The sequence below is a fragment of the Streptomyces physcomitrii genome (assembly GCF_012273655.1).
GTDB lineage: Bacteria > Actinomycetota > Actinomycetes > Streptomycetales > Streptomycetaceae > Streptomyces > Streptomyces physcomitrii.
In genome coordinates this window covers 52,612-75,312 of sequence record NZ_JAAWWP010000022.1, presented here as the reverse complement: position 1 = coordinate 75,312, position 22,701 = coordinate 52,612, and the positions used below count along the sequence as shown (strand labels likewise).

Genomic DNA, 22,701 nt, shown 5'->3' with positions numbered 1-22,701 from the left:
GCCGCCATGACAGAAGCAGCCCCCGCCGCCGCGATCGGCGCCAGCGAGTTCGACCGCGACACCGCGGTCACCCGGCGCGAACCCGGCGTCTATGACACCGAACTCTCCGCGGGCTGGACCATCATCGCCGCGGTCAACGGCGGCTACCTCCTCGCCGTGCTCGGCCGGGCGCTCGCCGACGCGCTGCCGCACCCGGACCCGTTCACGATCACCGCCCACTACCTCACCGCCTCCGTACCGGGCCCGGCGGTCATCCGTACCGAGGTGGTGCGCACCGGCCGCACCCTGTCGACCGGGCAGGCCTCCCTCTTCCAGCGGGACGCGAACGGCGAGGAGGTCGAGCGGCTGCGGGTGCTCGCCTCCTACGGGGACCTGGACGCGCTGCCGGACGACGTCCGCACCTCCGCCGAGCCGCCCTCCTTCCCGCCGCCCGAGCAGTGCTTCGGCCCCCAGGACGCCCCCGACAACGGCCGCGGGACGGTCTCCGGCAGCTCCGCGATCACCGAGCGGCTCTGGCTCAAACTCGACCCCGCCACCCTGGGCTGGGCGCTCGGTTCGCCCTCCGGCAAGGGCGAGATGCGCGGCTGGTTCGGGCTCGCCGACGGCCGCGACGCCGACCCGCTCTCGCTGCTCATGACGGTCGACGGACTGCCGCCCACCAGCTTCGAACTCGGCATCAAGGGCTGGGTGCCGACCATCGAGCTGACCGCGCACGTCCGCTGCCGCCCGGCCCCCGGACCACTGCGGGTGGCGATCACCACCCGCAACCTCGCGGGCGGCTTCCTGGAGGAGGACGTCGAGGTCTGGGACACCGCCGACCGGCTGGTCTGCCAGTCCCGCCAGCTCGCCCGGGTCCGCCTCACCGGCTGACCGGCCGGGGCGGACCGCGCGCCGCCGGGAGCCCGGGGGATGCTTGAGCCGTGAAATCCGACCGGCTCCTGTCGATCCTGCTGCTGCTCCAGACCCGGGACCGGGTGCCCGCCCAGGACCTCGCCGCCCGCCTGGAGGTCTCCGTACGCACCATCTACCGCGATGTCGAGGCGCTCTCGGCGGCCGGGGTGCCGGTGTACGCGGAGCGCGGGCGGCATGGCGGGATCTCGCTGCTGCCCGGCTACCGCACCGATGTCACGGGGCTGACCGCCGAGGAGTCCCGGGCGCTGTTCGTGCTCGCCGGTCCCGGGGCGCACGCGGCGCTCGGCCTGGACGACGCGCTCGGTTCCGCGCTGCGCAAGGTGATGGCCGCGCTGCCCGCCCCGCACCGGCCGGCGGCCGAACTCACCAGCCGCCGCATCCTGGTGGACGCCTCCCGCTGGAAGGGCGGCCCGCAGCAGCCGGTCGACTTGGAGGCGCTGCAGGACGCGGTCTTCGCCGACCGGCGGCTGCGGCTGCGCTACCGGCACAGCGGGGACGCCGAGGCGCGTACGTACACGGTCGATCCCTATGGTCTGGTCGCCAAGGCGGGGGTCTGGTACCTGGTCGCGGACCGGCGGGGCAGGCCCCGGCTCTTCCGTGCCGACCGGATGCAGGAGGCCCGGCTCGCCGCGGAGCCGGTCAGGCGCCGTCCGGGGGTCGAACTCCCGGAGGTCTGGGAGCAGTTGAGAAGACAGGTGGAGGAGCGGGAGGCCCCGCTCACGGTCACCGTGCGGGTGCGCAGGGAGCGCCTGGACATGTTCCTGCGGATGAACGGCTCGGCGCTGAGGGAGCTGCCGCGGGAGGAGGGCACCGGCGAGTGGGTCACCGCGCGGCTGGCCTACGGCGTCGTCCAGGAGGTGCGCTCCCTGCTCGCCTTCACCGACCGCCTGGAGATCCTCTCCCCGCCCGAGGCCCGCGAGGAACTGGCCCGCGCGGCGGCCGCGGTCGCGGCGCTGTACGGGTAGCGGGTCGGCGGGGGCACGAGGTCCGGCGGCCCACCGCCCGGTTCGCCGTCCCTCGCGGGTGGCCCATCGCGGTCAACCGCTGGCGTCTTCCGGCCTGGCGCGGGCCGCCGCGGCGAAAAAGCCTTGCCGGAACGGAGTCCGGTGCTGGAAGACTGAGCGGGTGAACGAGATGCGGCGCTTCACCGAGGCGGTGGTGCGCTGGGCCGCGGGCGGGGCCGGGAGCGAGCCGGCGGCCGGGGAAGCGCGCGAGCTGCTGCCCGTCACGGGGGTACGGACAGCGGTGCTGGTGGAAGGCGTCAGCGACCGGACGGCGATCGAGACACTGGCCGTCCGCAGCGGCCGGAACCTGGCGGCGGAGGGCGTCTGCCTGGTGCCGCTCGGCGGAGCCACCAGCATCGGGCGCTTCCTCGGCCACCTCGGTCCGCAGGGACTCGGCCTCCGCCTCGCGGGACTGTGCGACGCCGCCGAGGAGCCGTACTTCCGCCGGAGTCTGGAACGCGCCGGGCTGGCGGCCGAAGGCGGCCGGGAAAGCCTCGCGGAACTCGGCTTCGAGGTCTGTGTCGCGGATCTGGAGGACGAGCTGATCCGGGCGCTCGGCGCCGAGGCCGTTCAGCAAGTGGTGGCGTACGAGGGGGAGTTGCGCCCCTTCCGCACCTTCCAGAAGCAGCCCGCGCAGCGCGGCCGGAGCGTCGAGCGGCAGCTGCGGCGCTTCCTCGGCACCCACAGCGGCCGCAAGGCGCAGTACGCCCGGGCGCTGGTGGAGCACCTGGACCCCGGCCGGGTTCCGGCGCCGCTCGCGCGTCTGCTCGCCGCGGTCTGAGCACGCTGCCCGTTCGGGCCCCGAACGGCCGCCCGGACGGTCCGGATGTCCGGCTGCTGCCGACTCCTCCCGCCCGCCCGGAGCGCCCGGGAGCCGTCTGCCGCCCGTTCGGAGCGGTCGGCCCCGGTGCCGCGCACCCCCGCTCGGCGGCTTCCGTTTTCTGCTCCGGTCCAGCTTCTTGACGGCACTCCGGGGGCTCTCTTAAATCAAGAACTGAAGCAACGGCCCCCGAGTCCGGCGCTCCTGCGTTCATCTCTCGGAGTCATTTGTCATGCACATGCCCCCCACTCGCCCAGGAGATGTGATGACTGTGCACAAGCCAAGGCACCTCTCGAAGCGCAGCCGCCTCGCGCTCTGCGCCACCTCGCTGCTCTGCGTCGCGGGCGCCATGACCGCCGTCCCCGCCTCGGCGGCCCCCGCCCCGGAGCGGTCCGGGGGCGCCCTCGCCGCGGACACCTTCACCGACAACTTCGACGGGCCCGCGGGCTCGGCGGTCGACGGCGGCAAGTGGCAGATCGAGACCGGCGACAACGGCGGCAACAACCACGAGCGCCAGTACTACACGGCGGGCAACAGCAACGCGGCCCTCGACGGCCAGGGCAACCTGGTCATCACCGCCCGCAAGGAGAACCCGAACAACTACCAGTGCTGGTACGGCACCTGCGAGTACACCTCGGCCCGCCTGAACACCTCCGGCAAGTTCAGCTCCACCTACGGCCACGTGGAGACCCGGCTGAAGATGCCGCGCGGCCAGGGCATCTGGCCCGCCTTCTGGATGCTCGGCGACGACATCGGCAACGTGGGCTGGCCGAACTCCGGGGAAATCGATGTCATGGAGAACGTCGGCTTCGAACCCAGCACCGTCCACGGCACGATCCACGGCCCCGGCTACTCGGGCGGCGGCGGCATCGGCGCGGGCTACACCCTCCCCGACGGCAAGGTCTTCGCCGACGACTTCCACACCTTCGCGATCGACTGGTCGCCGGAGAAGATCAGCTGGTCCGTGGACGGCAACGTCTACCAGACCCGCACCCCCGCCGATCTGAACGGCAACCAGTGGGTCTTCAACAAGCCCTTCTTCCTCATCCTCAACCTCGCGGTGGGCGGCGACTGGCCCGGCAACCCGGACGGCAGCACCCAGTTCCCGCAGGAGCTGGTCGTCGACTACGTCCGCGTCTCCACCGCCGACAAGGCTCTCCCGGCGAAGTGACGTACCCGGTGAGGTGACGTACCCGGTGCGGCGGGGCTCTCCGGTCGGGCCCCGCCGCATCCGCCCCGGACCGCGTCCGGAACCCCAACCGGGTTCCGGACGCGGTCCGTTGCCGTGCCCGGGGGAGTGCGTTCAGGAAGCGGTGCGCAGGAAGGCGCCCAGGGCCGCGGTGAGTTCGGCCGGCGCGTCCTCCTGGACCAGGTGTCCGGCCTCCTCGATCGGCAGCAGGGTGCAGCCCGGGATCAGCGCGGCCAGCTCCCGGCCCTTCTCCGGCGGGATCCAGGTGTCCTCGGCGCCCCAGCACAGCAGCACCGGCAGCGCCAACTCCCCGTACCGGCCCTGGATCTCGTCGGTGAAGCGCTGGTCGTTCTGCTCGATCTGGCGGTAGAAGGCGGCGCGGCCCTCCTCGGTGCACCAGGGGGCGGCGAGGCGGTCCAGGGTGTGCGCGGGCAGTCCGTGGTGGCTCGCCGAGGAGAGGTAGGCGCGCACCAGGGCCTCATGCAGGGCGGGCGGCAGCTCCCCGAAGACCTCGGCATGGGCCCCGAGCAGCCGGTACGTGGCGGAGCCCCAGGGGGCGAGGGCCACCGGGTCGACCAGGGCGAGGCGGGAGTAGCGGGCGCCGTGCAGCAGATGGGCGCGCAGGGCGACGCAGCCGCCGAAGTCGTGGGCGGCGACGGCCGGTTCGGCCAGGCCCCAGTGGTCGAGGAGCTCGGTGAAGACCCGCGCCTGGGAGGCCAGCGTGACGTCCTGCCCGCTGCGCATCTCGGAGGCCCCGTACCCCGGCATGTCCCAGAGGTGCACCCGGAACTCCTGCGCGAGGGCGGCCGCGGGCCCGCGCCAGACGTAGGAGGAGAAGGGGGTGCCGTGCAGCAGCACGACCGGGGGCGCGTCCTCGGGGCCGAAGCGGGCCCAGCGCACCGTGCCGCCCGAGGTGAGCACCTCGCGGTCGAGTTCCCCGTCGTGTGTGCCGCTGGTGGTCCAGGCGCCGTCACTCATGATCCCGAGCGTAGGCGCTGTACGGCGCTCGCGGCAGGCTCCGGTGCGGGATCGGTCCCGGTGACCGGGAGCGGACTCAGCCCCGGTGGTCGAGCCAGTGGGCGCGGCCGAGGTGTATCACCAGCATCTGGCGGCGGGCCGTGTCCTTGAGCGCCTCCTCGGTGCCCGGCTCCGCCTCCACCAGCTCCGAGGCCGTCATCACCATGTGGTCCACGTACAGGCGGGAGAGCATCAGCAGGTCGTCCTCGCCCCAGCCGCGGGACTCGGCCTGGGTGGCGAGGCCGACCCGTACCTCCTCGGCGAAGCGCTGGAGCTGGGTGGCCATCGCGGCGCGTACCGGCTGGACCCCGCCGTGGCGCTCGCGGGCCAGGAAGCGGACGTGCGAGGGGTGGTCCTGCACATGCGCGCTGATGAGGTCGACCATGTGGGCGATGAGCTGCTCGCTGTCGTCGTGCTCGGCGAGCAGCGACTCGATCAGCGGGTGGAGGCTGCCGAGCGCCTCCTCGACCAGGGCGATGCCGAGGTCGGCGGTGCTGCGGAAGTGCCGGTAGAAGGCCGTCGGTGCCACTCCCACGGCGCGGGTGACCTCGCGGATGCCCAGGCTGCTGAGGCTCTGCTCCTCCAGGAGGACCAGGGCCGCGTCGAGCAGCGCCTGCCGCGTCTTCTGCTTCTGCGCCTGCCGGACGCCGACGGTGTGACTCATGACATCAGTTAACGATTGTTCTCTGGAATTGACAACCCGGGGGGCTGGGGAGAACACTGAAGTCAGTGAACAGTTGTAACCACAAGCGTTCACCGAATCTTCCACGAGAGGTGCCCCATGTTGTTCCTCGTCGCCGCGCTGATGCTGCTCGGCATCGTCCTGGGGGCGGTGGTCCACGCCCCGTTGACCGTCTCGCTGGTGGCCGCCGCCGTCATCGGCGTCTGGCTCGCCGTCTTCACGGCCCGCGAGTACCACGGCCGCCGGACGCGTACGGGCCGGACGGCCGCCGCCCGCACCCCGCAGGGCGGCCACTCCTGAGCCGCCGCCTCCCGCGGGGCGCCCGCACCCGGGCCCTGCCCCGCGCACCCCGTCCCGTCACGACCTGACCAGGGAGCCCACCATGCTGGAACTCACCGCCACCACCGACACCCCCCAGCGCCGCCCCGGTGTCCGCGACGCCGACGGCATGGCCGTCGCCTCGTTCGTGCTCGGCCTGCTCGGGCTGCTCGTCCTCAACATCGTGCTCGGCCCGATCGCCATCGCGCTGGCCGGAGCCGCCCTGTGGCGCGGGACCCAGCGCCGCGGCCGCGCGCTCCTCGGCCTCGGCCTCGGCGTCGCCGACCTGATCGTGCTCGCCACGCTCGTCCAGTCCGGCGGGGTCTGGAGCTTCGGCGGCTGACACCGCCCGGCTCCGGCCACCCCGACCGCCCCGGGGCGCACGCCCGCGGTCCTCGCGCCCCCCGCGCCGGACACGGCCCCCCGAGGGCCTCGTAGAATCGTGCGCACCATGGCCTATCTCGACCACGCCGCGACCACTCCGATGCTTCCGGAGGCGATCGAGGCGCTGACCGCCCACCTCGCCGTCACCGGCAACGCCTCCTCGCTCCACGCGGCGGGGCGCACCGCCCGGCGCACCGTCGAGGAGGCCCGCGAGATGCTCGCCGCCTCCCTGGGCGCCCGGCCGAGCGAGGTCGTGCTGACCTCCGGCGGCACCGAGGCCGACAACCTCGCGGTGAAGGGCCTGTACTGGTCCCGCAAGGCCGAGGACCCGGCCCGCACCCGGGTCCTGGCCAGCCCCGTCGAGCACCACGCGGTCCTGGACGCCGTCGACTGGCTCGCCACCCACGAGGGCGCCCGCGTCGAGTACCTGCCGGTCGACTCCTACGGGCGCGTCCACCCCGAGGCGCTGCGCGAGGCCCTCGCCCGCGAGCCCTCCGATGTCGCCCTGGCCACCGTCATGTGGGCCAACAACGAGATCGGCACCGTCCAGCCGGTCCGCGAACTCGCCGCCGTGGCAGCACAGTTCGGCGTCCCGCTGCACGCCGACGCGGTCCAGGCCGTCGGCCAGCTGCCGGTCGACTTCGCCGCCTCCGGGCTCGCCGCGATGACCGTCTCCGCCCACAAGATCGGCGGCCCCTACGGCATCGGCGCCCTGCTGCTCGGCCGCGACCACACCCCCGTACCCGTACTGCACGGCGGCGGCCAGGAGCGGCAGGTCCGCTCCGGCACCCTCGACGTCCCCGCCACCGCGGCCTTCGCGGTCGCCGCCCGGCTCGCCGCCGAACGCCGCGAGGAGTTCGCCCGCGAGATCGGCGCCCTGCGCGACCGGCTGATCGAGGCGGTACGGGAGGCCGTACCGGACGCGGTCCTCGGCGGCGACCCGGTCGACCGGCTGCCCGCCAACGCCCACTTCAGCTTCCCCGGCTGCGAGGGCGACTCCCTGCTGCTGCTCCTGGACGCCCAGGGCATCGCCTGCTCCACCGGCTCCGCCTGCACCGCGGGCATCGCCCAGCCCAGCCACGTCCTGCTCGCCACCGGCAGCGACCCCCGACTCGCCCGCGGCACCCTGCGGTTCTCCCTCGGCCACACCTCCGGCCAGGCCGATGTCGACGCCCTCGCCAAGGCGATCGGGCCCGTCGTCGAACGCGCCCGTACGGCCGGGCTCTCCTGAGCGCACACCCCGGCCCAGGGGATGCCGTCCGGCGCCCGGAGGCGGCTGCGGCAGACTGAGGCGCCCGAACCGAGGAGGGCGAGCGGTGTGACGCGGGTACATGTGACGGTCTGGGACGGCGCCGGGTCCGCGGAAGGCACGCCGCCCGCGGTCTTCGCGCACGGCATCTTCACCTGGGGGACCGACGAGGCGTACGGCTTCGGGGCGCAGCGCCCGCTCGCCGCAGACCGCCCGCTCCACCTCGTCGACCGGCGCGGCTACGGCGACTCCCCGGACATCCGGCGCAGCGACTTCGAGACCGACGCCGCGGACCTGGCCGAGGTCCTCGCCGAACTCCCCGCGGGCGCCCACCTGGTGGGCCACGCCAACGGCGGTCTCGCCGCGCTGCTCGCCGCCGCCCTCCACCCCGGCCTGGTCCGCTCCCTCGCGCTGATCCAGCCCGCCGCCTTCTGGCCGGCCGCCGGGGAACCGGCCGTCGCCGCCCTCCTGGAGCGCACCGCGGACGCCGTCCCGGTACCCGAGGACACCCCGGCCGAGGACTATCTGCGCGCCTCCACCGAGGGTCTCGGCATGACGATGCCGGAGCCGACACCGCGCAGGCTGCGTGCGGTACGGACCTCGATGCGGGAGCGGCCGGTCTGGGAGGCGGCGGGCGACCTCGCGCCGCTCGCCGCGGCGCCCTGGCCGAAGCTGGTGATCGCGGGGGACTGGGAGGACGCGCCGCCGCTCTACCGGAAGTACGCGGGCGAGGCCCTGCGGGCGGCGGCCCGGGTCGTGGCCCGCGAGATCGGCGGCGACCATCTCACCGTCCCCGGCTACTACCCGCACACCCAGCAGCCGGAGCGGGTGAACGCGGCACTGCGGGCACTGTGGGGGCGGGCCGAGGGGCGGGGGTGAGGGACGAGGGTCGGGGGTGAGGGGAAGGGCGAGGGTCGGGGGCTGAGGGTCAACTGCCGGGTGTACGGGGTCTGTTCGGCGACCGCGGAGGGTTGGTGCGGGTGCGGGTGCGGGTGCGGGAGTGGCTGTGGGAGCGGCTGCGGGTGCCGAGCCCGGGGCCGGGGGTGAGGGGCCGCTCCTCTAGGGTGTGCTGACCGCGGCCGGGGCCCGCGTCGCGGTCCTCGGGTACCGGGCACCTGCCGGATCAGGCACACACAGGAGGAACGTCGTGGACACCACCTCGCGCGCACTGCGCCGTACCGCTGCGGGTACCGCGACCGCTCTGGCGCTCGTGCTGCTCGCCGCCTGCGGAAGTTCGGACGGTACGGAGGCGTCCGGTTCCGAAGGGGGCAAGGAGAAGGGCGGCGCGTCCACACCCGCCGCCTCGGCCCCCGCGGAGGCGAAGGGCGAGGTGCTGAGCGCGGCCGCGCTGGAGAAGGCCGCGGTCGCGGACGGCGATGTCCCGGGGCACCGGATCGACAAGCGCGCCGAGGTCGACCACACCGAGGAGTCGGAGGTCGAGACCTCCCGGGACGCGTGCGGACCGCTCGCCCTCGCCGCGCTCGGCACCACCACCGGCGGCCCCGCGGCGACCGCGGAGCGCCAGGCGCTCTCCCAGCCCGCCGGGAAGGACGTCAAGGACCTCGAATCGGCCTTCGACACCACGAAGTCCATGATCACCGTGGCCTCCTACGAGGCGAACGGCGCCCCCTCCGCGATGGCCGCCCTCCGCAAGGGCGTGGACTCCTGCAAGGGCGGCTTCACCACCCGCGCCCACGGCGAGGAGATGAAGATCGTCTCGGTGGCGGCCGACAAGGCCCCGGCCCTCGGCGAGGAGGCGACCGCCTTCACGGTGGTCAGCCAGGAGGGCCACGACAAGGCCTCCTTCAAGGTCGTCGTGGTGCGCAAGGGCCGGACGCTCGCCTACTTCAGCGCGCTGAACCTCGGCGCGATCGTCTCGGGGAAGGGGTTCGCCTTTCCGGTGCCGCTGGCGAAGGCTCAGGCGGGGAAGCTGCCGTAGGTGGGGCGGGGTGGGCGGGTCAGGGCCGTGCGGCCGGAAGGCGAGGGGCAGCGTATAGGTGGAGCTCTCGCCCTCCAGGCGGTGCAGGAACCACAACCGCTGCTGGGCGAAGGAGAGTTGGGCGTCCTCTGGGCGTGGGGGCTCGGGAGTCCGGACTCGGGCCGTGTGGGGCGACCGGCGGGCGACAGGTGACATGTGACGGATGACGGATGACAGATAGTGATATCCGTCATCTGTTATCCGTCAGCTGTCAATTGTCGCTGTCAGCCCTCAGCTCTCAGCCCCCGCCACCACTCCCGCATCAGCCCCCGCCGCCACTCCCGGTCCCCGGGGCTTCTCAGCGGCCCCGGCCCCTCGGCCCCCCCGCCCCCTACCGCTCCGGGCGCGCTGCCTTCCCGGTCTCCTTCTCCGCCCCGGCCTTCGCCGCCCCAGCCTTCCCGGCCTTCTCGGCCTTCCCGGCCTTCCCGGCCTTCTCGGCCTTCCCGGCCTTCCCGGACTTCCTCTCCGCCCCGGCCGCCCCGGCCTCCCGGACCAGGCGCAGATACTTCCCCCAGTCCCAGAACCTGCCGGGGTCGGTGTGGTCGGTGCCCGGCACCTCCACATGCCCGATGATGTGCTTCCGGTCGACGGGGATGTCGTACCGCGCGCAGATCCCGGCGGTCAGTCGGGCCGAGGCCCGGTACATCTCCTCGGTGAAGGACTCGGGGCGGTCCACCCAGCCGACGTGCTCGATGCCGACGCTGCGCTCGTTGTACGCGCGGTTCCCGGCGTGGAAGGCGACGTCCAGCTCGCGGATCATCTGGGTCACCTCGCCGTCGCCGCGGACGACGTAGTGGGTGGCGGCCTGGTGCGCCGGGTCGCGGAAGACCTTCAGGGTGGAGCGGTAGCTGCCCTGGGTGACGTGCACGACCACCATGTCGATGGCGTAGTCGTCGGGGCGGTCCGCGCGCCGCCAGTTCGCAGGGGAGGCGCCGATCCACTCGGCCCCGGCGAAGTCGACCTCGCCGGGCTTGCGCGGCTTCTCCACGCCGGGCAGCCGCCACCAGGTGCGGCCGAGCTGGTCGCGCGCGAGCAGCCCGGTGCCGACGGCCGCCGCGGTCCCGCCGATCAGCAGGGTCCGTCTGCTGATCCGCCGGTCGCCGTCGCTTCCCGCCTTCGCCTCGCCGCCACCGCCGGGCTCGCGCCCCACGTCCCTCCTCCGTCCCGCCCCCGCTCGGATACCCCCCGCGCACTCTTCGTCCCGTTTGCCATCGTCCAACGGATACGCGCGCGAATTTAGTTCCCCGGGCCCGTACTCTGGACGGGTTATGACTGAGATCCCCGCGCGCACCCGCCCCCTTCGCGTACTGGCCGCCATGTCCGGCGGCGTGGACTCCGCCGTCGCCGCCGCCCGCGCCGCCGAGGCCGGCCACGAGGTGACCGGAGTCCATCTCGCCCTCTCCGCGAACCCGCAGTCCTTCCGTACCGGAGCCCGCGGCTGCTGCACCATCGAGGACTCCCGCGACGCCCGCCGGGCCGCGGACGTGATCGGCATCCCCTTCTACGTCTGGGACCTCGCCGAGCGCTTCCGCGAGGACGTGGTCGAGGACTTCGTCGCCGAGTACGAGGCGGGGCGCACCCCCAACCCCTGCCTGCGCTGCAACGAGAAGATCAAGTTCGCCGCGCTCCTCGACAAGGCGCTCGCCCTCGGCTTCGACGCGGTGTGCACGGGGCACTACGCGCAGATCGTCACACTGCCCGACGGCTCCCGCGAGCTGCACCGCGCCTCGGACATGGCCAAGGACCAGTCGTACGTCCTCGGGGTGCTCGACGAGCGCCAGCTCGCGCACGCGCTGTTCCCCCTCGGTGACACCCTCACCACCAAGGACGAGATCCGCGCGGAGGCCGAGCGGCGCGGGCTTGCGGTCGCCAAGAAGCCCGACAGCCACGACATCTGCTTCATCGCCGACGGGGACACCCAGGGCTTCCTCTCCCGCCGCCTCGGCCGCGCGGAGGGCGACATCGTCGACGAGTCCGGGACCAAGGTCGGTAGCCACCAGGGCGCCTACGGCTTCACCATCGGCCAGCGCAAGGGCCTGCGGATCGGCACCCCGGCCGCCGACGGCAAGCCGCGCTACGTCCTGGACATCTCGCCGGTGGACAACACGGTCACGGTCGGCCCCGCCGCCGCCCTCGACGTCGGCGGGCTGACCGCCGTCAAGCCCCGCTGGTGCGGGGCGCCCCCCACCGGGCCCGCCACCTACACCGCCCAGCTGCGCGCGCACGGCGGCGAGTGCGAGGTGCGGGCCGAACTCGTCGACGGCGAGCTGCGGGTGGACTTCACCGAGCCCGCCCGCGGCGTCGCCCCCGGCCAGGCCATCGTGCTCTACGACGGCAACCGGGTCGTCGGCTCGGCCACCATCGCCTCGACGGTACGGGCGACTTCGGCGGCGTAGCCGACGGCGGGAGCGGCCGGGCGGCCCGGTCCACGGGGGACAGGACGGCCGGGCATCGCGGAGGCCGGAGCGTCCCGCCCCGGCCTCCCGCCCCCTCCCGAAAAGGCAGTTGATTGGCGCGAGCGCCGCACGCAGGATGGTCCGCATGCGCGACCTCGTGGTGCTCGACGCCCCCTCCAACCTCGGCCTTCGGCCTCCGGCCCCGGGTACCGTGCCCGGCTGCTACAAGCTCGCCGGGGCGCTGCGCGAGCAGCGGATCCTCGACCGGCTCGGGGCGGCCGAGGGCGGCGTCGTGGTGCCGCCCCGCTACGACCGCGGCGACTGGCAGGAGGGCGACGGGGTCTTCCACGCCGCCCAGCTCGCCGCCTACACGCCGCGCCTGGCCGACCGGATCGAACGGCACGTACGCGCCGGTGAGTTCCCCCTGGTGCTCGGCGGCGACTGCTCCATCCAGCTCGGCGCCTCGCTCGCGCTGCGCCGGATCGGCCGCTACGGGATCGCCGCGATCGACGGCTCCGCCGACTTCCGCCACCCCGGCAACTCCGCCGCGGTCGGCGCGGCGGGCGGCGAGGAGCTGGCCCTCGCCACCGGCCGGGGCCAGCGCGACCTCAGCGATCTGGAGGGCCGCGCGCCGTACGTACGGGACGAGGACGTACGGCTCTTCGGCATCCGGGACTACGACGAGGACCGGGCGGAGCTCGCGGACCTCGGGATCGCGGCGGTCACGGTCGGCGAGCTGCGCGCCCGCGGTGGCGCGCGGACGGCCGCGGAGGCGCTCGCCGCCCTGGAGTCGCCCGCCCTGGACGGCTTCTGGGTGCACCTCGACGCGGATGTCCTCGACCCCGAGGTGATGCCCGCGGTCGACAGCCCCGACCCCGGCGGCCTGCTCCCGGGCGAACTGCGCGCCCTGCTCGGCCCCTTGGTCCGCTCCGGCCGCTGCGCCGGGCTCAACGTCACCATCTACGACCCCGACCTGGACCCGGAGGGCACCGCGGGCGCCCTGCTCGCGGACCTGGTGGTGGGCGCCTTCACCGGACAGTGAGCCGAACTCCCCTGCGGGAGGCGGCTGTTCGGGTGCGCTGGACGCCGAACGCGATGGGGCGGTGCCCGGCACCGCCGGACACCGCCCCGCCGAACCCCCACTCAAGGAACGGCGCTCATCGCAAGGGTCAGCCCTTGACGTTCACCCCCGTCCAGGCGGCGGCCACGGCCTCGGTCTCCGGGCTGCCCTCGCCGTAGAGGTCGGCGGCGGCCTTCAGCGTGCCCTCACGGGCGCCCGCGTAGTCGGTGGTGGAGGTGAAGTACGAGGTCAGCGCCTTGTACCAGATCTGCACCGCCTTGTCCCTGCCGATGCCCTCGACCGTGCTGCCGTCGGCGGTCGGGCTGTCGTACTCGACGCCGTTGATCTCCTTGGCGCCGCTGCCCTCGGAGAGCAGGTAGAAGAAGTGGTTGGCGACACCGGAGGAGTAGTGCACGTCGAGGTCGCCGGTGTTCTCGTCCCAGTAGTCCGCCGAGGCGCCGTCCTTGCTGGGCTTGTCCTGGTAGCGCAGCGGGGTGCCGTCGCCGTTGATGTCGATCTTCTCGCCGAGCAGGTAGTCGCCCGGGTCCTCGGCGTTGTCCGCGTGGAACTCGATCGCGGTGCCGAAGATGTCGGAGGTGGCCTCGTTCAGGCCGCCGGACTCCCCGCTGTACTCCAGGCCCGCGGTCGCCTCGGTCACGCCGTGGCTGAACTCGTGGCCGGCCACGTCCAGCTGGTTCAGCGGCTTCTTGCCGCCCTCGCCGTCGCCGTAGTAGATGGAGAAGGTCTGCGGGTCCCAGAAGGCGTTGACGTAGTCCGTGCCGAAGTGGACGTGCGAGGTGGGCGCCTTGCCGTCGTCGCGGATGCCGTCGCGGCCGAGGACGTCCTTGTAGAAGTCCGAGGTCTGGGCGAAGCCGTAGGCGGCGTCCACCCCGGCGGTCTGCTTGTTCTCGGGCGTGCCGTCGCCCCAGTCGTCGTCCTCGTCGGTGAGGATCGTGCCCTCGCCGCTCTCGGCGTTGTCCAGGTCGCGGGTCTCGTGGCCGCCGCGCTCGCCGTCCACCAGCTCGAAGCCCTGGTCGGACTTCGTGCTGCCGACCTCGACCTTGCCGCTGTACTGGCTGGTGCCGCTGCCGTTCTTGATGTCCTGGAACTCGTACAGCTTCTTGCCGGTGCCGGCGTCGGTGATGACGTGCAGACGGCTGGGGGTGCCGTCCTCCTGGACGCCGCCGACGACCGTCTCGTAGGCGAGGACGGGCTTGCCGGAGGCGGCCCAGACGACCTTGCGCGGGGCCTGCTCGGTGGTGGGCTTCTTCGCCTCGGCGGCCGCGGCCGCCTTGAGCGCCGCCGAACGCGCGGTGTGCGGGGCGAGCTTCGGGCTCAGCGAGGCGAGCTTGATGCTGGCCTCGGCCGCCTTGGTGACGCCCTCGACCTTGCCGCCCTTCGCGCGGTGCACGACCAGGTCGCCGCCGAGGACGGGCAGCCCGGCGTAGGTGCGCTCGTAGCGGGTGTGGACGGTGCCGTCCTTGTCCTTGACGACGTCCTTGACGACCAGCTTCTCCTTGGCGCCGAGGCCGAGCGAGCGGGCGGTGCCGGTCAGCGAGGTGTCGGTGTTCTGCTCGGGGGCGGCACCGGCGGTGGAGGCGGCGCCGACCGCGAGGAGCGCCGCGGCGACGGTGGCCGCACCGCCCGCGAGGGCCAGCCGCCGGTTTCTGCGTCCGGGGATCCGGGGGAGCGAAGACATGGGGGAATCTCCTGTGGGGTGTGGGGAGTTGGGCGGCCTGGCCGCCCGCCTGGCAAGGTGTCGTGCCTTGCCTGCCGAGGACGCTCGCACTCCGCCGCGCACATGTCACGCCCCATTTGCCTGCTCTCGTATCCCCTGTCCCCTTGGCCCCGTGCTTGTTCATATGACGGACAACATCGCTCAACACGGCGACACGGGACGCACGGACCGCTGTAACAGAAGAGGCGGTACGCGACCCGGGTGCACCGGAGCCCGGGGAGACGCAAGTGCCGGGCGCCCGCGAGGAGTTCGCGGACGCCCGGCACCAGGATCCGGGGCGGTGGTCAGACCACCTGGACCTCGTAGAAGCAGTAGTGGTCCTTGATCGCCGCGACCTCGGCCAGCGGCTCCGGGTACCCCCACACCTCGTCCTTGCCGCCCGGCAGCGACCAGTAGGAGGCGGTGCCCTTGAAGGGGCAGACGGAGTGGCTGTCGGAGGCTTCGAGGAGGTCGGTGCGCACATCCTCGGGCGGCAGATAGAACCGCGGCGGGCAGCCCGTCTCCTTCAGCACCAGCGGACGGGTGCTCTCGGCGAGCACCTGCCCGTCGTGCACCACGCGGACGTGCTCGGTGCCCTGCTCGATGGTGATCGTATGTCCGTCGCTCACGGCGATGCCCTTCGCTGTCGGGTGTTCGTGGACAGTAGAGCACCCGGGACCCGGCGGAGCTTCCCGTTCCGGCCCGGCCTGTCGGCCCTCGGACCTTTTCCTGTCCTCGGCGCGGCTTTCCTGACCTTCTGCTCCTGACCTTCCGCGGGGCGGGCGGGGGCTGCGGAAAGTTGTCCACAGGCGGTACGAGGAGAGTTTTCCACAGGCGGTACGGGGTCCCTGCCGTCTGTCGGCACCTGCTCGTACGGTGTGCCCATGAACATCTGCGTCTTCCTCTCCGCCGCCGACCTCGACGAGCGGTACACCGGCCCGGCCCGCGAGTTCGGCGAACTGCTCGCCCGCGGCGGGCACACCCTGGTCTGGGGCGGCTCCGACAGCGGCCTGATGAAGGTGGTCGCCGACGCGGCCGCCTCCGAGGGCGGCCGCCTGGTCGGCGTCAGCGTCGAATTCCTCTCCGCCAAGGCGCGTACCGGCGTGGACGAGATGGTGATCGCCCGCGACCTCGCCGAGCGCAAGGCGCTGCTGCTGGCCAAGGCCGACGCCGTGGTGATCATGGTCGGCGGGATGGGCACCCTCGACGAGGCCACCGACATACTCGAACTCAAGAAGCACGGCCACCACGACAAGCCGGTGGTCCTGCTCAACTCCGCGGGCTTCTACGACGGGCTGCGCGAGCAGTTCCTGCGCATGGACCAGGAGGGCTTCCTGCACCGGCCGCTGACCGAGCTGGTCTTCTTCGCCGAGGAACCGGTCGGCGCCCTCGCCTACCTGGAGGAAGGGGCGGGGCAGCAGTGACGGCGGCTGCCCCCGCCGCGGGCCCGGCGGAAGGGAGGGCGGGTCCGCGCGCGCCGGGTGCGAGCATGGCCCCATGCCTACTCATGTGATCACCGGCGCCGGTTCCGGCATCGGCGCCGCCCTCGCCCGCCGCCTGCACGCGCGGGGCGACGACCTCGTCCTGCTCGCCCGGGACGCGGGCCGCGCCAAGGAACTCGCCGCCGCGCACCCGGGGGCCCGCACCCTGGTCGGGGACCTGGCCGACCCCGACAAGCTGTCCTGGGCCTTCTCGCACCAGTCGCTGCCCGACCGCGTCGACTCCCTGCTGCATGTCGCGGGCGTCGTCGACCTCGGCCCGGTCGGCGAACTCACCCCCAGGACCTGGCGCCACCAGCTCAACGTCAACCTCATCGCCCCCGCCGAGCTCACCCGGCACTTCCTGCCCCAACTCCGCCTCGCCCAGGGCCAGGTGGTCTTCGTCAACTCCGGGGCGGGACTCAACGCCCACCCCGACTGGTCCGCCTACGCCGCCTCCAAGCACGGCCTCAAGGCCCTCGCCGACTCGCTGCGCGGCGAGGAGCACGGCAACGGGGTGCGCGTCACCTCCGTCTACCCGGGGCGCACCGCGAGCCCCATGCAGGCCAAGGTCCACCAGCAGGAGGGCAAGGAGTACGACCCCGCCCGCTGGATCGACCCCGAGTCGGTGGCCACCGCGGTGCTCGCCGCCCTCGACCTGCCGCGCGACGCCGAGGTCAACGACCTGACGGTGCGGCCCGGGCGCTGAGCGGGGTTACGTACGCTTCGGGCGTGAGCGTGAGCGAGAAGAACGAGTTCCCGGTGGTCCCCGCCACCGGCATCGGATCCCTGCCCGGCGGCGACGCCCGGGAGGCGGCCAAGACCGTGACCGGTAGTTTCGAGTCCGGCCGGGGCATGCCGCACCTGCCCGAACTGCCCGCCCGGGGCCCCGGAGCCGACATGATCGGCCGGACCGCGGGCCTCCTGGTCGAGCTGTACGCCCGGGTCGAGCCGAGCGGCTGGCGGATCGGTGACCACCCCGGCGCCGACACCCGCCGGGCCCGCTCCTGGCTCGGCGAGGACCTCGACGCCCTGGAGGAGTTCACCCAGGGCTACCAGGGGCCGCTGAAGGTGCAGGCCGTCGGGCCCTGGACGCTGGCCGCCGCCCTGGAGCTGCGCGGCGGCGAGGCGGCGCTCTCCGACCCCGGCGCCTGCCGGGACCTCGCGGCCTCCCTCGCCGAGGGGCTGCGCGGCCACCTCGCGGAGGTGCGACGCCGCGTCCCCGGCGCCGAGTTGGTGCTCCAGCTCGACGAGCCCTCGCTGACCGCGGTGCTGCGCGGGCAGGTGCGTACCGCGAGCGGCTACCGCACCCACCGCGCGGTCGACCGCCAGCTGGTCGAGGGCACCCTGCGCGAGGTGATCGGCGTCCACACCCCGGGGCGGGTGGCGGTGCACTCCTGCGCGCCGGACGTCCCCTTCGCGCTGCTGCGCCGCGCGGGCGCCGCCGCCGTCTCCTTCGACGCCGCCCTGCTCACCGAACGTGACGACGAGACGCTCGGTGAGGCGGTCGAGAGCGGCACCCGGCTCCTCGCCGGGGTGGTGCCCGCGCAGGGGCCCGTGTCGGAGTCCGGGGCGACCGCATTGTCAGACCCGGCCGGTAGCGTCAGGGGGGTCAGGACGTTGTGGCGCAGGCTGGGGCTCGACCCGGGCCTGCTCGCGCGCGCCGTCGTGGTGACCCCCGCCTGCGGACTCGCGGGGGCCTCCCCGGCGTACGCGCGCCAGGCGCTCGCCCACTGCGTCCGGGCGGCGAGATCTCTCGCGGACAACCCTGAGTAACGGGAGGACTAGACGGTGGCCGGCCAGCAAGCACAGCCCATGGATGTGCCCGCCGAGGCACGGGAGCAGCACGCGCAGCTCGCCGAGCAGATCGAGGAGCACCGCTTCCGGTACTACGTAAAGGACCAGCCCGTCGTCTCCGACGCGGAGTTCGATACCCTGATGCGCCGCCTGGAGGCCCTGGAGGAGGAGCACCCGGGTCTGCGCACCCCCGACTCCCCGACCCAGAAGGTCTCCGGCGCCTACGAGACCGAGCTGACCGCGGTCCAGCACCGCCGGCGCATGCTCTCCCTGGACAACGCCTTCGACGATGCCGAACTCGCCACCTGGGCCGAGCGCGTGGCCAAGGACCTGGAGGGCGGCGCGCACCACTTCCTGTGCGAGCTGAAGGTCGACGGGCTCGCGGTCAACCTCACCTACGAAGGGGGCAGGCTCACCCGGGCGGCCACCCGCGGCGACGGCCGCACCGGCGAGGACATCACCCCCAATGTGCGCACCATCGCGGAGATCCCGCACCGCCTGCACGGCGAGCGCGTCCCCGACCTGGTGGAGATCCGCGGCGAGGTCTACTTCCCGATGGAGGCCTTCCAGGAGCTGAACGCCCGCCGGGTCGAGGCGGGCGAGAAGCCCTACGCCAACCCGCGCAACTCCGCCTCCGGCTCGCTGCGCCAGAAGGACCCGAGGGTGACCGCCACCCTCCCGCTGCACATGGTGGTGCACGGCATCGGCGCCCACGAGGGCCTGGAGCTGACCCGCCTGTCCGAGGCCTACGCGCTGCTCCACGAGTGGGGGCTGCCCACCGCCCGGCACAACAAGGTCGTCGACTCCCTCGACGGAGTGCGGGAGTTCATCGCCCACTTCGGGGAGAACCGGCACTCCGTGGAGCACGAGATCGACGGCGTCGTCGTCAAGCTCGACGAGATCCCGCTCCAGGGCCGCCTCGGCTCCACCTCCCGCGCCCCGCGCTGGGCCATCGCCTGGAAGTACGCGCCGGAGGAGGTCAACACCAAGCTGGTCAACATCCGGGTGGGGGTCGGCCGCACCGGGCGCGTGACGCCCTACGCGCAGGTCGAGCCGGTCACCGTGGCGGGCTCCGAGGTCGAGTTCGCCACCCTGCACAACCAGGACGTCGTCAAGGCCAAGGGCGTACTGATCGGCGACACCGTGGTGCTGCGCAAGGCCGGTGACGTCATCCCGGAGATCCTCGGGCCGGTCGCCGACCTGCGGGACGGCAGCGAGCACGCCTTCGTGATGCCGGCCGAGTGCCCCGAGTGCGGCACCGCGCTGCGGGCCATGAAGGAGGGCGACGTCGACCTGCGCTGCCCCAACGCCCGCACCTGCCCCGCCCAGTTGCGGGAGCGGCTGTTCTACCTCGGCGGCCGCAAGTCCTTCGACATCGAGCACTTCGGCTATGTCGCCGCGGCCGCGCTCACCAGACCCCTGGAGCCCGCCACCCCGCCGCTCACCGACGAGGGCGACCTCTTCGGCCTCACCGTCGACCAGCTCCTCCCGATCAAGGCGTACGTCCTCGACCAGGACAGCGGACTGCCCAAGCGGGACCCCAAGACCGGCGAGGAGAAGGTCGTCACGGTCTTCGCCAACCAGCAGGGCGAGGCGAAGAAGAACGCCCTCGCCATGCTGGAGAACATCGCCGCCGCCAAGGCCCGCCCGCTCGCCCGGGTGCTGACCGGACTCTCCATCCGGCACGTCGGACCGGTCGCCGCGGAGGCGCTGGCCCGCGAGTTCCGGTCGATCGACCGTATCGAACAGGCCACCGAGGAGGAGCTGGCCGACACCGAGGGCGTGGGCGGGATCATCGCCGCCTCGCTCAAGCAGTGGTTCGCCGAGGACTGGCACCGCGAGATCCTGCGCAAGTGGCGCGAAGCAGGCGTCCGGATGGAGGAGGAGGGCTCCGGCGAGGAGGAGGGCCCCCGCCCGCTGGCGGGCCTGACCGTGGTGGTCACCGGCACGCTGGCCTCGCACACCCGCGACGGAGCCAAGGAAGCCCTCCAGGAACAGGGCGCCAAGGTGACCGGATCCGTCTCCAAGAAGACCGCCTTCGTGGTCGTCGGGGACAGCCCGGGATCCAAGTACGACAAGGCGATGCAGCTGAAGGTCCCGGTGCTCGACGAGGCCGGATTCGCCGTCCTGCTGACCGAGGGGCCCAAAGCCGCGGCCGAGGCCGCGCTTCCCGCGGAGGAGTAGGGGGAATCACACAGTCGGAGGTCACCCGTAGCGCGCGTACCAGAGTGATACGGGTGACCGGACTGTATTCGGGCAACCGTCCGCGACCGCTGCCCGTGAATGCGTTCGGAGGCCTACTGTTGACGTGTGCGCCTGCCGTGGCTCCGTTGGCGCGGCGGGAAGTGAGACGCTGGGCCGGGCAGCCCTGACGCGCCGACAGGTGCCGCCGACCCGAACGGACCGTGTGGCGAGGGCACCGCCGGCTGTGAGAGGGACGGGAATGGAACCCACCGAGAGCGCCGCCCCGTACTCGTGGCTGCGGCGCCGCCCGGAATCCGAACGCCCCCACCCGCGCACCGAGGGGCCCTACCGACCATCCGCCGCGTCAACCGGCGTACCCCGCACCGGACTTCGCGCTGCACTCCCGCTCGCGGTCCTGCTGCTCGCCGCCGCCGTCCTCGGCGCCGGAATCCTCCGCGCCTTCCACGGCGGCCACGCCCTCTTCCCCGGCGGCACCACCGGCTGGGCCCTCGCCGTGCTCACCGGCACCCTCGTCGGGCACCGGGTCGCCCTCGGCCGCAACCGCTGGTGGGGCGCGACCGGTTCGGGCGCCGCGCTCACCCTCGCGGTGCTCCTGCTCTACGGCTGGGCGCCCGCCGGGATGGTCAGCCTCGCGGTGGTCGTCCTGGTCGCCCTCGCCCGCCACCAGCACTGGGGCCAGAGCCTGGTCCAGGGCGCGGCCGACATCCTCGGCATCGCGGTCGGCGGCCTGCTGCTGTGGGCCTTCGGCCGGGTGCCCGCCGTCGAGACCCCCTGGGACCCCGCGGGCTGGGACACCCTGACCGTGCCGCTGCTCGTCCTGGTCGCGGTCGCCTACCTCGCCGTCACCCGCGGCATCCTGTGGGCGGTGCGGATGCCCGGCGGCGGAGAGCTCACCAACCCGCTGCGCGCCACCCTGACCCGGCAGGGCGTCGTCGCCACCGCCCTGCTCGGCATCGCCCCGCTGATCTGCGTGGTCGCCGTCGCCCGGCCCGTGCTCCTGCCGCTGTTCGCCGTCCCGCTGATCGCCCTCGACTCCACCCTGTGGATCGCCCACGCCCGCGCCGAGGAACAACTGCGCGACCCGCTCACCGGGCTCCCCAACCGGGCCTGGCTGCTCGAACGCACCTGGGCCGCGCTCGACGAGGCCGAACGCCTCGGCGCCCGCAGCGCGCTCTTACTCATCGACCTGGACCGCTTCCGCGCGGTCAACGACACCCTCGGCCACCTCGCCGGCGACCGGCTGCTGCTCCAGATCGCCGACCGGCTGCGGCTCGCGCTCCCCGGCGGCGCCGAGGCGGCCCGGCTCGGCGGCGACGAGTTCGCGGTACTGCTGCCGGTCGCCGACTCCACCACCTCCGCCACCCGGATCGCCCGCTCCGTCGTCGCCGCCCTCGGCTCCCCGCTCGACCTCGACGGGCTCACCCTCGTCCTGGAGGCCAGCGCCGGGCTCGCCGTCTTCCCGGACCACGCCGCCGACGCGGAGGGACTGCTGCGCCGGGCGGACGTCGCCATGTACCAGGCCAAGCGCGACCGCACCGGCGTCGAGGTGTACGAGTCCAAGCGGGACTCCAACACCCCCGACCGGCTCGGCCTCCTCGGCGACCTGCGCCGCGCCCTCGACGCCCGCGAAGTCGCCCTGCACTACCAGCCCAAGGTCCGCTTCGACGGACAGGTGGCGGGTCTTGAGGCGCTGGTCCGCTGGGTGCACCCGGAGCGCGGGAGCGTGCCCCCGGACGAGTTCATCGCCATCGCCGAGTCCTCCGGCCTGATGCCGCACCTCACCGAGTACGTGCTCGACACCGCCCTCGCCCAGGTCGCCGCCTGGCGCGCCCAGGGCCTGTTCGTCCCCGTCGCCGTCAACGTCTCGCCGCGCGATGTGCACACCCCCGGCTTCGCGGGCTCGGTGGCCGCCCGGCTCGCCCGGCACGGGGTCCCCGCGGGCTCCCTCCAGCTGGAGATCACCGAGCACGTCCTCCTGGAGGATCCGCAGCGCGCCGCCGACACCCTCGCCGGGCTCACCGGGCACGGCGTCAAGATGTCCCTGGACGACTTCGGCACCGGCTACTCCTCCCTGGTCCACCTGCGGCGGCTGCCGGTCAGCGAGCTGAAGATCGACCGCTCCTTCGTGGCCCGGCTCGCCATCGACGCCGAGGACGCCGAGATCGTCCGCTGCACCCTCGACCTCGCCCACTCGCTCGGACTGCTGGTGGTCGCCGAGGGCGTCGAGGACGACGAGACCTGGGAGCGGCTGCGCGACCTCGGCTGCGACGCGGTGCAGGGCTGGCTGGTCGCCGCCGCCATGCCCGCCGACGAGACCACCGACTGGCTGCGGGCCCGCGGCGCCCACGGCTGGCAGCGCCACCCGGTCGCCCGCGAGCCCGAGACCCCGGCTGACGCCGCGGGGGCGAAGGCGCCGGGGCAGGTGCCGGGGCATGTGGTGCAGTAGGGGTTGGTGGGTTGACGGGTTGACGGGTTGACGGGTTGGTGGGGTGGGA

20 protein-coding genes and 1 pseudogene are annotated in these 22,701 nt (G+C 73.5%); 16 read left to right on the top strand and 5 right to left on the bottom strand.

The genetic code is table 11. From position 1 onward, the window contains the following. Positions 1 to 6: 6 nt before the first annotated feature. From HFV08_RS27060 to HFV08_RS27045, 4 genes are all read left to right on the top strand, one after another. Positions 7 to 870: a thioesterase family protein gene (locus tag HFV08_RS27060; protein WP_168543076.1), complete on the top strand. Its 864-nt coding sequence runs from the start codon at positions 7 to 9 to the stop codon at positions 868 to 870. 50 nt (positions 871 to 920) lie between these two features. Beyond that, on the top strand, positions 921 to 1,877 hold the full coding sequence (locus tag HFV08_RS27055; RefSeq protein WP_168543075.1) for a helix-turn-helix transcriptional regulator: 957 nt from the start codon (positions 921 to 923) through the stop codon (positions 1,875 to 1,877). Positions 1,878 to 2,037: 160 nt separating this feature from the next. Next, the gene (locus HFV08_RS27050; protein ID WP_312885844.1) at positions 2,038 to 2,697 is read left to right on the top strand and encodes a TOPRIM nucleotidyl transferase/hydrolase domain-containing protein; all 660 of its coding nucleotides are present in this window, start codon (positions 2,038 to 2,040) and stop codon (positions 2,695 to 2,697) included. A 304-nt stretch (positions 2,698 to 3,001) separates the two neighbouring features. Further along, positions 3,002 to 3,907, top strand: a complete 906-nt coding sequence (locus tag HFV08_RS27045; RefSeq protein WP_168543074.1) for a glycoside hydrolase family 16 protein — start codon at positions 3,002 to 3,004, stop codon at positions 3,905 to 3,907. A gap of 132 nt (positions 3,908 to 4,039) precedes the next feature. Here the strand turns inward: HFV08_RS27045 and HFV08_RS27040 are convergent, their stop codons facing one another. After that, positions 4,040 to 4,903, bottom strand: a complete 864-nt coding sequence (locus HFV08_RS27040; protein WP_168543073.1) for an alpha/beta fold hydrolase — start codon at positions 4,901 to 4,903, stop codon at positions 4,040 to 4,042. Between the two features lie 76 nt (positions 4,904 to 4,979). After that, on the bottom strand, positions 4,980 to 5,606 hold the full coding sequence (locus HFV08_RS27035) for a TetR family transcriptional regulator (protein WP_168543072.1): 627 nt from the start codon (positions 5,604 to 5,606) through the stop codon (positions 4,980 to 4,982). Between the two features lie 117 nt (positions 5,607 to 5,723). On the opposite strand from HFV08_RS27035, the gene HFV08_RS27030 reads away from it, so the two are divergent. The 5 genes from HFV08_RS27030 to HFV08_RS27010 all read left to right on the top strand — a co-directional run bounded on the left by HFV08_RS27030 (position 5,724) and on the right by HFV08_RS27010 (position 9,514). Next, positions 5,724 to 5,924 (top strand): hypothetical protein, encoded by a 201-nt coding sequence (locus HFV08_RS27030; RefSeq protein ID WP_168543071.1) that lies wholly within the window; start codon positions 5,724 to 5,726, stop codon positions 5,922 to 5,924. Positions 5,925 to 6,009: 85 nt separating this feature from the next. Then, positions 6,010 to 6,285: a DUF4190 domain-containing protein gene (locus tag HFV08_RS27025; RefSeq protein ID WP_168543102.1), complete on the top strand. Its 276-nt coding sequence runs from the start codon at positions 6,010 to 6,012 to the stop codon at positions 6,283 to 6,285. Between the two features lie 108 nt (positions 6,286 to 6,393). After that, positions 6,394 to 7,557: a cysteine desulfurase family protein gene (locus HFV08_RS27020; RefSeq protein ID WP_168543070.1), complete on the top strand. Its 1,164-nt coding sequence runs from the start codon at positions 6,394 to 6,396 to the stop codon at positions 7,555 to 7,557. Positions 7,558 to 7,644: 87 nt separating this feature from the next. Further along, complete coding sequence (locus HFV08_RS27015) at positions 7,645 to 8,454, top strand: alpha/beta fold hydrolase (protein WP_312885843.1); 810 nt, start codon at positions 7,645 to 7,647, stop codon at positions 8,452 to 8,454. 268 nt (positions 8,455 to 8,722) lie between these two features. After that, entirely contained in the window at positions 8,723 to 9,514 is a 792-nt protein-coding gene (locus HFV08_RS27010; RefSeq protein WP_168543068.1) for a hypothetical protein, read from the top strand. 511 nt (positions 9,515 to 10,025) lie between these two features. Here HFV08_RS27010 and HFV08_RS31940 read toward each other — a convergent pair. After that, positions 10,026 to 10,703, bottom strand: a pseudogene (locus HFV08_RS31940) (N-acetylmuramoyl-L-alanine amidase); the annotation flags it as partial. Between the two features lie 118 nt (positions 10,704 to 10,821). Here HFV08_RS31940 and mnmA point away from each other — a divergent pair. Next, positions 10,822 to 11,949: a tRNA 2-thiouridine(34) synthase MnmA gene (gene mnmA / locus HFV08_RS27000; RefSeq protein WP_168543066.1), complete on the top strand. Its 1,128-nt coding sequence runs from the start codon at positions 10,822 to 10,824 to the stop codon at positions 11,947 to 11,949. A 145-nt stretch (positions 11,950 to 12,094) separates the two neighbouring features. Further along, positions 12,095 to 12,991, top strand: a complete 897-nt coding sequence (locus tag HFV08_RS26995) for an arginase family protein (RefSeq protein WP_168543065.1) — start codon at positions 12,095 to 12,097, stop codon at positions 12,989 to 12,991. Between the two features lie 127 nt (positions 12,992 to 13,118). Here the strand turns inward: HFV08_RS26995 and HFV08_RS26990 are convergent, their stop codons facing one another. Further along, positions 13,119 to 14,708, bottom strand: a complete 1,590-nt coding sequence (locus HFV08_RS26990; RefSeq protein ID WP_168543064.1) for a M4 family metallopeptidase — start codon at positions 14,706 to 14,708, stop codon at positions 13,119 to 13,121. A 323-nt stretch (positions 14,709 to 15,031) separates the two neighbouring features. Further along, complete coding sequence (locus HFV08_RS26985; RefSeq protein WP_376770734.1) at positions 15,032 to 15,355, bottom strand: DUF427 domain-containing protein; 324 nt, start codon at positions 15,353 to 15,355, stop codon at positions 15,032 to 15,034. Positions 15,356 to 15,610: 255 nt separating this feature from the next. Between HFV08_RS26985 and HFV08_RS26980 the strand changes: the two genes are divergently transcribed. The 5 genes from HFV08_RS26980 (at position 15,611) to HFV08_RS26960 (ending at position 22,652) form a co-directional block, all read left to right on the top strand. Then, the gene (locus HFV08_RS26980; protein ID WP_168543063.1) at positions 15,611 to 16,150 is read left to right on the top strand and encodes an LOG family protein; all 540 of its coding nucleotides are present in this window, start codon (positions 15,611 to 15,613) and stop codon (positions 16,148 to 16,150) included. A 73-nt stretch (positions 16,151 to 16,223) separates the two neighbouring features. Then, positions 16,224 to 16,913: an SDR family oxidoreductase gene (locus HFV08_RS26975; RefSeq protein WP_168543062.1), complete on the top strand. Its 690-nt coding sequence runs from the start codon at positions 16,224 to 16,226 to the stop codon at positions 16,911 to 16,913. A gap of 29 nt (positions 16,914 to 16,942) precedes the next feature. Further along, the gene (locus HFV08_RS26970; protein WP_168543100.1) at positions 16,943 to 17,980 is read left to right on the top strand and encodes a methionine synthase; all 1,038 of its coding nucleotides are present in this window, start codon (positions 16,943 to 16,945) and stop codon (positions 17,978 to 17,980) included. Positions 17,981 to 18,019: 39 nt separating this feature from the next. Beyond that, on the top strand, positions 18,020 to 20,185 hold the full coding sequence (gene ligA, locus HFV08_RS26965) for an NAD-dependent DNA ligase LigA (protein ID WP_168543099.1): 2,166 nt from the start codon (positions 18,020 to 18,022) through the stop codon (positions 20,183 to 20,185). Between the two features lie 259 nt (positions 20,186 to 20,444). After that, positions 20,445 to 22,652 (top strand): putative bifunctional diguanylate cyclase/phosphodiesterase, encoded by a 2,208-nt coding sequence (locus HFV08_RS26960; protein ID WP_168543061.1) that lies wholly within the window; start codon positions 20,445 to 20,447, stop codon positions 22,650 to 22,652. Positions 22,653 to 22,701: the final 49 nt, after the last annotated feature.